An 8,516-nucleotide genomic window follows, 5' to 3' on the forward strand; every position below is an offset into this window, starting at 1 on the left:
TCCGCCTGTCCGCCCGGGTTGCTCCCCGCCCGAGCGCGCCCTATCGTTAGCAGTCGATCGGGGCGAGTGCTAAGCACTTCCCTGCCGCGAGTGCCAGACCCCGCCAACGGAGGCGCCTTCCAATGAACCTGAACCCCCTCGAGGACCGCATCGTCGTCCGCCCCGGACAGTCCGAGGAGACCACCGCCAGCGGCCTGGTCATCCCCGACACCGCCAAGGAGAAGCCCCAGCAGGGCGAGGTCCTGGCCGTGGGCCCGGGTCGCCGCAGCGACCAGACCGGCGAGATCATCCCGGTCGACGTGAAGGTCGGCGACACCGTCGTCTACAGCAAGTACGGCGGCACCGAGATCACCGCCGACGGTGAAGACGTCCTGATCCTCAACGCGCGCGACGTGCTCGCCGTCATCAAGTAAGGACCACCACATGGCCAAGATCCTGAAGTTCGACGAGGACGCCCGGCGCGCCCTCGAGGCGGGCGTCAACAAGCTCGCCGACGCCGTGAAGGTCACGCTCGGCCCGAAGGGCCGCAACGTCGTCCTCGACAAGAAGTTCGGCGCCCCGACCATCACCAACGACGGCGTCTCCATCGCCCGAGAGGTGGAGCTCGAGGACCCGTTCGAGAACATGGGCGCCCAGCTGGTGAAGGAGGTCGCCACCAAGACCAACGACATCGCCGGTGACGGCACCACCACCGCGACCGTGCTGGCCCAGGCCCTGGTGCGCGAGGGCCTGCGCAACGTGGCCGCCGGCGCCAGCCCCCTCGGCCTCAAGCGGGGCATCGAGGCGGCTGTGGCCAGCGCCGTGGAGAGCATCCACGCCCAGGCCAAGGAGATCGACGACAAGTCCGAGATCGCCCAGGTGGCCAGCATCTCCGCCGCCGACACGACCATCGGTGAGGTCATCGCCAACGCCATCGACAAGGTGGGCAAGGACGGCGTCGTCACCGTCGAGGAGTCGAACACCTTCGGCATGGACCTCGACTTCGTCGAGGGCATGCAGTTCGACAAGGGCTACCTCTCGCCGTACTTCGTCACCGACGCCGAGCGCCAGGAAGCGGTGCTCGACAACCCGTACGTCCTCTTCGTGAACTCGAAGGTCTCCTCGGTCCAGGACCTGCTCCCGGTGCTCGAGAAGGTCATGCAGTCGGCCAAGCCGCTGCTGATCGTGGCCGAGGACGTCGACGGCGAGGCTCTCGCCACGCTGGTCGTCAACAAGATCCGCGGCACCTTCAACTCGGTGGCCGTGAAGGCCCCCGGCTTCGGCGAGCGCCGCAAGGCCATGCTCGCCGACATGGCCATCCTCACCGGTGGCCAGGTCATCTCCGAGGAGGTGGGTCTCAAGCTCGACTCCACCACCCTCGACCTGCTCGGGTCGGCGCGCAAGATCATCGTCACCAAGGACGACACCACGATCATCGAGGGTGCCGGCGACGAGGCCGACGTGAACGGCCGGGTCGCCCAGATCAAGCGTGAGATCGACGACACCGACTCCGACTGGGACCGCGAGAAGCTCCAGGAGCGCCTCGCCAAGCTGTCCGGCGGCGTGGCCGTCATCAAGGTCGGCGCCGCCACCGAGGTGGAGCTCAAGGAGAAGAAGCACCGCATCGAGGACGCGCTCAGCGCCACCCGTGCGGCCATCGAGGAGGGTGTGGTCGCCGGTGGCGGCACGGCCCTGCTCCGGGCCCGCGCCGGTGTCACCGACGTGATCGCCGGACTCGACGGCGACGAGGCGACCGGTGCTCGCGCCGTGCACCGCGCCCTCGAGGCCCCGGCCCGGCTGATCGCCGACAACGCCGGCCTCGAAGGCGCCGTCATCGTCCAGCAGGTCGAGGCCGAGACCGGTACCACCGGCCTCAACGCGGCCACCGGCGAGATGGTCGACCTGCTCAAGGCCGGCGTCATCGACCCGGCCAAGGTGACCCGGGCGGCGCTGCAGAACGCCGCCTCGATCGCCGCACTGCTGCTCACCACCGAGGCCCTCGTCGCCGACGAGCCCGAGCCGGCCGGCGATGCCGCTGCGGCGGCTGCCGCCATGGGCGGCATGGGTGGCATGGGAGGTATGGGCGGGATGATGTGAGCCGGGCTCCGGTCCGGGTCACGTCGACCTGACGCCCGGTGGGCCGGTCCTTCGGGGCCGGCCCACCGTCGCGTCCGGACCCCCGCACGCCCGTCGCGCTCAGTCGGCGTTGCGGCTGCGGAACTCGTGGAGGCCCCCCGGCGCCTCGGCGGCGCGACGTTCGGAGCCGTAGAGGCTCACCACCCGCGCCACGGTGGTGACGAGGTACACCTGGCCGAGGATGGCCTGCGCGACGGCCGCGGCCCGCCCGGCCGGCGCCAGCGGGGCGAGGTCGCCGTAGCCCACGGTGGTGAGGGTGACGAAGCTGAAGTACTCGAACTCGCCCACCGTCGGCGTGGGGCTCCCGGCGAAGAACGGCTGGGGGCTGACCGAGGCCAGGGCGAGGTAGATCATGGTGAACCACAGGCCGATCACCAGGTAGGCGCTGACGGCCGCGGTCAGCGTGTTGAGGTTCACGCGGCGGTGCCCGAGTGCGGCACGGACCATCGACGGGAAGACCAGCGCGAAGAGCACGGCGAAGCCGGCGCTGGAGATCGTGATCACGTGGCGATCGTCCACCTCCGTGACGAGGCCGACGACGAGCGCCGTGATGGAGGACACCGCCACCACGCCGATCACGACGGCCGCGAACCGCATCGTCGCCGGCGACACCCCCGAGCGGCGGAGCGCCACGACGACCAGGGCGACCGTGAAGGGGAAGGCGAGGATGCCGCCGCCGCGCACCAGCCCGGTGAACGGGACGACGATCATGGTGGCGACGCACAGCACCAGCACCGGGAGGAAGCTGCCGGGATCGAGCACCGCATCGCGCCACGGTGCGGGCAGTGAGCGCTCGTCGGCCACGCACCGGAGGGTAGAGGCCCTCGCCGGTCGCGACCGGGACCGTCGGGCTGGTGGTCGTGTCGGCGGGGCCGGTCACAGGGGCGGCTGGGTATCCTGCCGGGATGGACTCCCCTGCACCTGATCCCGAGAAGCTGTTGGCGGCCTGGATGGAGTGGGAGCGCGGCGACCAGACGCCGGGCCGGGTGATGGCCAACCTGAAGACGGCCGGGATGCCCGAGCTGTTGCGCCAGCTCGTGGACGCCCACGCCACGTCCTCGTAGGGCGTTGCCCGACCGAGGGGGCCGCCAGCGCATCCCCCGACCGCACTCGACGATGCCGGGTCGGGAGGCCCCGTGGGCGGCGGTGCCGGCGCGTCGACGGCACCTGTCGCTGGCCGAGGTCGAGGCGGCGCTCCAGTCGGCCCCGCCCGCACAGCCGTCCGATCGCGAGGGGACCGGTGCGACCGCGTCGGCGGTGCTCGTCCCGCTCTACGAGGCCGACGGCGAGGTCGTGGTGGTGCTCACCCGACGCGCCCAGCACATGCGCAGCCACCGGGGGGAGGTGGCCTTCCCGGGCGGCCGTCAGGAGCCCGGCGAGGACCTCTGGGCCACGGCGCTGCGCGAGGCCGAGGAGGAGGTGGCCCTCGATCCGGCCTCGGTCACCCGGGTCGGCGAGCTCGACCACCTCCGCACGGTGACGAGCCACTCGTTCATCGTGCCGTTCGTCGGCGTGCTGGACGGCGTCCCCGACCTGGTGGCGTCGCCGGCCGAGGTGGAGCACGTCCTGCACGTCCCGCTGGCCGAGCTGCTCGCCGACGACGTGTTCCGCGAGGAGCGCTGGGGGGTGGCGCCCATGGACCGGCCCATCTTCTTCTTCGACGTCGTCGGCGACACCATCTGGGGGGCGACGGCGGCGATGCTGCGCAACCTGTTGTGCCTCCTCACCGGCACCTACGACCCCGCCGACCGGCCCCTGCCGTGGGGAGCCCGCCCCGGCGAGGCCGCTCGGCACGATCACGCCTGAGCCGAGCCGGGTCGAGGGGCTACCGTTCGCCCCATGCCCCAGTTGATCTTCGAAGGCAACACCCACAGCGAGCTGGTCGCGCAGGTCCGGGCCTGGTTGGCGTCGATGGACGAGAACCCCGACGGCACCCTCTCGATGTCCGACGCCATCACCCAGGGGGCGGGGCTCACGAAGGACGCGCTGCGCATCATCGCCACCGCCGCGCCCGCGCCGGTGGCGCAGAACGACGTGGTGAAGGCCCTCACCGACATGGGCTACAAGGTCACCGACGCCACCTCGAAGGCCATGGTGGACGGACTGCAGAGCGTCGAGGCCCTGACCGGGGGCAGCATCGTCGAGCAGGTCTCGGACCGGGGCCGCTCGACGCTCTGGTCGATGAACCAGAAGGTCGCCAAGCAGGTGCTGCGCACGCTCGCCGGGAACTGATCCGGGTCGCCCGACTCGGGCCGGGAGCGGTCGTCGGGAGCGGATAGGCTCGGGGCTTCAGCGGAGAGGGGCCCAGCGGGCCTTCCTTCGCCGTTTTCTCCCCAACCCAGCGAAGGGACACGCGAATGGCCGAGGTCGAGATCGGGATGGGCAAGTCGGGGCGCCGGGCCTACGGGTTCGACGACATCGCCATCGTGCCCAGCCGCCGCACCCGCGACCCCGAGGACGTCGACATCTCCTGGGAGATCGACGCCTTCCGCTTCGAGTTGCCCCTCATGGCGTCGGCCATGGACGGCGTGGTCAGCCCGGCCACCGCCATCGAGATCGGTCGCCTCGGCGGGGTGGGGGTGTTGAACCTCGAGGGCCTGTGGACCCGCTACGAGGACCCGGAGTCGTTGTTCGAGGAGATCAGCGAGCTGCCCACCGACAAGGCAACCGCCCGCATGCAACAGCTCTACCTCGAGCCGGTGAAGCCCGAGCTCATCGGCCGGCGCATCCGCGAGATCAAGGACGCCGGTGTCGTGAGCTGCGCGTCGGTCACGCCGCAGCGCACCGCCGCCTTCGCGCAGGAGTTCATCGACGCCGAGCTCGATCTGCTCGTCATCCAGGGCACCGTGGTGTCCGCCGAGCACGTGTCGAAGACGGTCGAGCCGCTCAACCTCAAGCGGTTCGTCCGCGAGCTCGACATCCCGGTCATCGTGGGCGGGTGCGCGAGCTACCAGGCGGCCCTGCACCTCATGCGCACCGGCGCCGCCGGGGTGCTCGTGGGCGTCGGCCCCGGCCACGCCTGCACCACCCGCGGCGTCCTCGGCCTGGGTGTGCCCCAGGCCACGGCCATCGCCGACGCCCGGGCGGCGCGCATGCGCCACCTCGACGAGACCGGGGTCTACTGCCAAGTCATCGCCGACGGCGGCATGGGCACCGGCGGCGACATCGCCAAGGCGATCGTGTGCGGTGCCGACGCGGTGATGATCGGCTCGCCGCTGGCCGCGGCCTCCGAGGCCCCCGGCCGCGGGTACCACTGGGGCATGGCCACCTTCCACCCCACCCTGCCCCGCGGCGCCCGGGTCCAGACCTCCATCCGCGGTTCGCTCGAGGAGATCCTGGTGGGCCCGGCCCACGAGAACGACGGACGCATGAACCTGTTCGGCGCCCTGCGCACCTCGATGGCCACGTGCGGCTACGAGACGGTCAAGGAGTTCCAGAAGGCCGAGGTCATGGTGGCGCCGGCGCTGCAGACCGAGGGCAAGAACCTGCAGAAGTCCCAGGGCGTCGGGATGGGGCATTGACGCTGCGATCCGCGCGTCGGATCCCCACCCACCCCCGACGAACCCCTCCCGCTCCCGTGAACCCCGCATGACCGATCCCGGTCACCTCGCCGACGACACCGTCCTCGTCGTCGACTTCGGAGCGCAGTACGCACAGCTCATCGCCCGCCGGGTGCGTGAGGCGCACGTCTACTCCGAGATCGTCCCGCACTCGATCACCGCCGCCGAGGTGGCGGCCCGGGCCCCGAAGGGGATCGTGTTCTCCGGTGGACCGGCGTCGGTCCACGTCGACGGCGCCCCGTCCATCGACGCGGCCGTGTACGACCTCGGGGTGCCGATCCTCGGCATCTGCTACGGCGCGCAGCTCCTCGCCCGCGACCTCGGCGGCGAGGTCGCCCGCACCGGGCGGGGGGAGTACGGACGCACCGACCTCGACGTGACCGGTGACAGCCTGCTCTTCGGCCCGACCCAGCCCGCCCACCAGCCGGTGTGGATGAGCCACTTCGACACCATCGCCGCCGCCCCGTCGGGCGCGACGGTGACGGCCACCACGGGCGACACGCCGGCGGCGGCGTTCGAGGACCGCGACCGGGGCGTGTTCGGGGTGCAGTTCCATCCCGAGGTGGTCCACACCCCCCACGGCCAGGAGGTGCTCGAGCACTTCCTCTACGACGCCTGCGGCCTCGGGCCGAACTGGACGATGAGCTCGATCATCGAGACCCAGGTCGAGGCCATCCGCGCCCAGGTCGGCGACGGGCGGGCCATCTGCGGCCTCTCCGGGGGGGTCGACTCCGCGGTGGCCGCGGCCCTGGTCCACAAGGCCATCGGTGCCCAGCTCACCTGCGTGTTCGTCGACACCGGCCTCATGCGCCAGGGGGAGGGGGAGCAGGTCGTCGAGACGTTCCGGCGTCACCAGGGCATCGAGCTGATCCACGTCCGGGCCGCCGACCGGTTCTTCGAGCGCCTCGCCGGGCTCACCGACCCCGAGGACAAGCGCAAGGCCATCGGCGAGCTGTTCATCCGTGTCTTCGAGGACGCCGCCGGCGGGTTGAGCGACGCCGCGTTCCTCGTGCAGGGCACCCTCTATCCCGACGTGATCGAGTCGGGCACGAAGGACGCCGCGAAGATCAAGAGCCACCACAACGTGGGCGGCCTGCCCGACGACATGGACTTCGAGCTCGTCGAGCCGTTGCGGGCGCTGTTCAAGGACGAGGTGCGCAAGGTCGGCACCGAGCTGGGCCTGCCCGACGAGATCGTGTGGCGCCAGCCCTTCCCGGGGCCCGGACTGGGGGTGCGCATCATCGGCGAGGTCACCCCGGAGAAGGTGGCCATGCTCCAGCGGGCCGACGCCATCGTGCGCGAGGAGGTGAAGGCGGCCGGGCTCGAGCGCGAGATCTGGCAGGCGTTCGCCGTGCTGCCCGACATCCGCTCGGTCGGGGTGATGGGCGACGAGCGCACCTACGGTCACCCGATCATCATCCGGGCCGTCACCAGCGAGGACGCCATGACGGCCGACTGGGCCCGTCTGCCCTACGAGCTGCTCGAGATCATGTCGAGCCGCATCATCAACGAGGTGGCGGGCATCAACCGGGTGGCCTACGACGTCACCTCGAAGCCGCCGGGCACCATCGAGTGGGAGTGACCGGTCCGCGGCGGTCGGCGCTCGGATCCCTCCCCGCGCCGCCCGTGACCCGTCCCCACGAGCTTCGCCCGTCCGGCGGCGGGTCCAGACCTGGGATCCGTAGCCTGTGGCGATGCAGCGGAGCTTCTTCTCGGTCCTGAGCGACGACCTGCCAGGTACGCGCGACTGGTACGTCGCGCTCTTCGACTACCGGGTCGACTTCGACAGCGACTGGTTCGTGCAGTTGCAGGCCCCCGACGTCCCGAGGCTGGAGCTCGGGATCATCGCCCGCGGTCACCGGATCGTCCCGGACGCGCTGCGGTCGTCCCCGACGGGAGGGCTCCTGACCGTCGTCGTCGACGACGTCGACGCGCTCCACCAGCGGGCGCAGCAACGCGGGGTGGAGGTGCTCGAACCGCCCACGGACCTGTTCTACGGGCAGCGCCGGATGCTGCTCGTCGACCCGAACGGGATGATCGTCGACGTGTCGAGCGAGTGCCCGCCCGATCCGGACTGGCTGTCGACACTGGGAGGCTGACCGGGCTGTCCGCCTAGTTTGGCCGGATGCCAGATGAACGCGATGCCCCTGACGCCGAAGGCCCGAACCAGCCGGACGACGCGACGAACAGCCCCGACGTGAGCGACGTCGCCGACGTCGTGACGGTGGAGCGCACGATCCCGGCGGAGGCGTCGGCGATCTTCGCCCTCCTCGCCGATCCCGTCCGTCATCACGACATCGACGGTTCGGGCACGGTGGTGAAGGCCAAGGCCGGGTCCGAGCGGCTGGCGCTCGGCAGCCGGTTCGGGATGTCGATGAAGATGGGCATCCCCTACTCGATGGTCTCCGAGGTCGTGGAGTTCGAGGAGAACCGCCGGATCGCCTGGCAGACCCGAGGGCCCGGGTGGCTGGGCAGCAAGGTGGCGGGGCGGATCTGGCGCTACGAGCTCGAACCCGTCGAGGGCGGCACGCTCGTGCGCGAGAGCTGGGACATCCGCCAGGAGTCGCCGGTCTCCAAGCCGCTCGTCCGCCGTGGCGCCGACCGCACCCGGGCCAACATGGCGGCCACGCTCGCCCGGATCGAGCTGCTGGTCACCTGAGTCGGCGGTGACCGGGGCCCCCGCGAGCCGCGGTCTGTGGGCGAGCGCGGTCGAAGCCGCGGACGCGGACGCGGACGGCGCCACGCCCGGTGCCGGGCTGGTGGCGTTCGGGTGGGGGCCGGGCGCGCCCAGCGAGCGCGGCCGTGTGGGCGGGCGCGGGTCGGGAGATGTCGGGCGCCGCG

10 protein-coding genes are annotated in these 8,516 nt (G+C 71.4%); 9 read left to right on the plus strand and 1 reads right to left on the minus strand.

Annotated elements, in window-relative coordinates:
• Positions 1–122 precede the first annotated feature (122 nt).
• Complete coding sequence (gene groES / locus MUE36_15035) at positions 123–413, plus strand: co-chaperone GroES (GenBank protein MCU0312245.1); 291 nt, start codon at positions 123–125, stop codon at positions 411–413.
• Positions 414–423: 10 nt separating this feature from the next.
• Positions 424–2,076: a chaperonin GroEL gene (gene groL, locus MUE36_15040; protein ID MCU0312246.1), complete on the plus strand. Its 1,653-nt coding sequence runs from the start codon at positions 424–426 to the stop codon at positions 2,074–2,076.
• Between the two features lie 99 nt (positions 2,077–2,175).
• Here groL and MUE36_15045 read toward each other — a convergent pair whose 3' ends face one another.
• The gene (locus tag MUE36_15045; GenBank protein ID MCU0312247.1) at positions 2,176–2,919 is read right to left on the minus strand and encodes a potassium channel family protein; all 744 of its coding nucleotides are present in this window, start codon (positions 2,917–2,919) and stop codon (positions 2,176–2,178) included.
• Positions 2,920–3,020: 101 nt separating this feature from the next.
• Here MUE36_15045 and MUE36_15050 point away from each other — a divergent pair, with 101 nt between their 5' ends.
• The 7 genes from MUE36_15050 to MUE36_15080 all read left to right on the plus strand — a co-directional run bounded on the left by MUE36_15050 (position 3,021) and on the right by MUE36_15080 (position 8,334).
• Positions 3,021–3,179 (plus strand): hypothetical protein, encoded by a 159-nt coding sequence (locus MUE36_15050; GenBank protein ID MCU0312248.1) that lies wholly within the window; start codon positions 3,021–3,023, stop codon positions 3,177–3,179.
• A 4-nt stretch (positions 3,180–3,183) separates the two neighbouring features.
• Complete coding sequence (locus MUE36_15055) at positions 3,184–3,921, plus strand: CoA pyrophosphatase (protein ID MCU0312249.1); 738 nt, start codon at positions 3,184–3,186, stop codon at positions 3,919–3,921.
• Positions 3,922–3,954: 33 nt separating this feature from the next.
• A complete protein-coding gene (locus MUE36_15060; GenBank protein ID MCU0312250.1) occupies positions 3,955–4,347 on the plus strand; it encodes a hypothetical protein in 393 nt (130 codons plus the stop codon).
• 125 nt (positions 4,348–4,472) lie between these two features.
• The gene (locus tag MUE36_15065) at positions 4,473–5,636 is read left to right on the plus strand and encodes a GuaB3 family IMP dehydrogenase-related protein (GenBank protein MCU0312251.1); all 1,164 of its coding nucleotides are present in this window, start codon (positions 4,473–4,475) and stop codon (positions 5,634–5,636) included.
• Between the two features lie 67 nt (positions 5,637–5,703).
• Positions 5,704–7,257, plus strand: coding sequence for a glutamine-hydrolyzing GMP synthase (gene guaA, locus MUE36_15070; protein MCU0312252.1), 1,554 nt, complete (start codon positions 5,704–5,706; stop codon positions 7,255–7,257).
• Positions 7,258–7,369: 112 nt separating this feature from the next.
• Positions 7,370–7,774: a VOC family protein gene (locus MUE36_15075; GenBank protein ID MCU0312253.1), complete on the plus strand. Its 405-nt coding sequence runs from the start codon at positions 7,370–7,372 to the stop codon at positions 7,772–7,774.
• 26 nt (positions 7,775–7,800) lie between these two features.
• Positions 7,801–8,334: an SRPBCC family protein gene (locus MUE36_15080; GenBank protein MCU0312254.1), complete on the plus strand. Its 534-nt coding sequence runs from the start codon at positions 7,801–7,803 to the stop codon at positions 8,332–8,334.
• Positions 8,335–8,516 lie beyond the last annotated feature (182 nt).

It is taken from the genome of Acidimicrobiales bacterium, from assembly GCA_025455885.1.
Classification (GTDB): Bacteria; Actinomycetota; Acidimicrobiia; order Acidimicrobiales; family Acidimicrobilacustridaceae; genus Rhabdothermincola_A.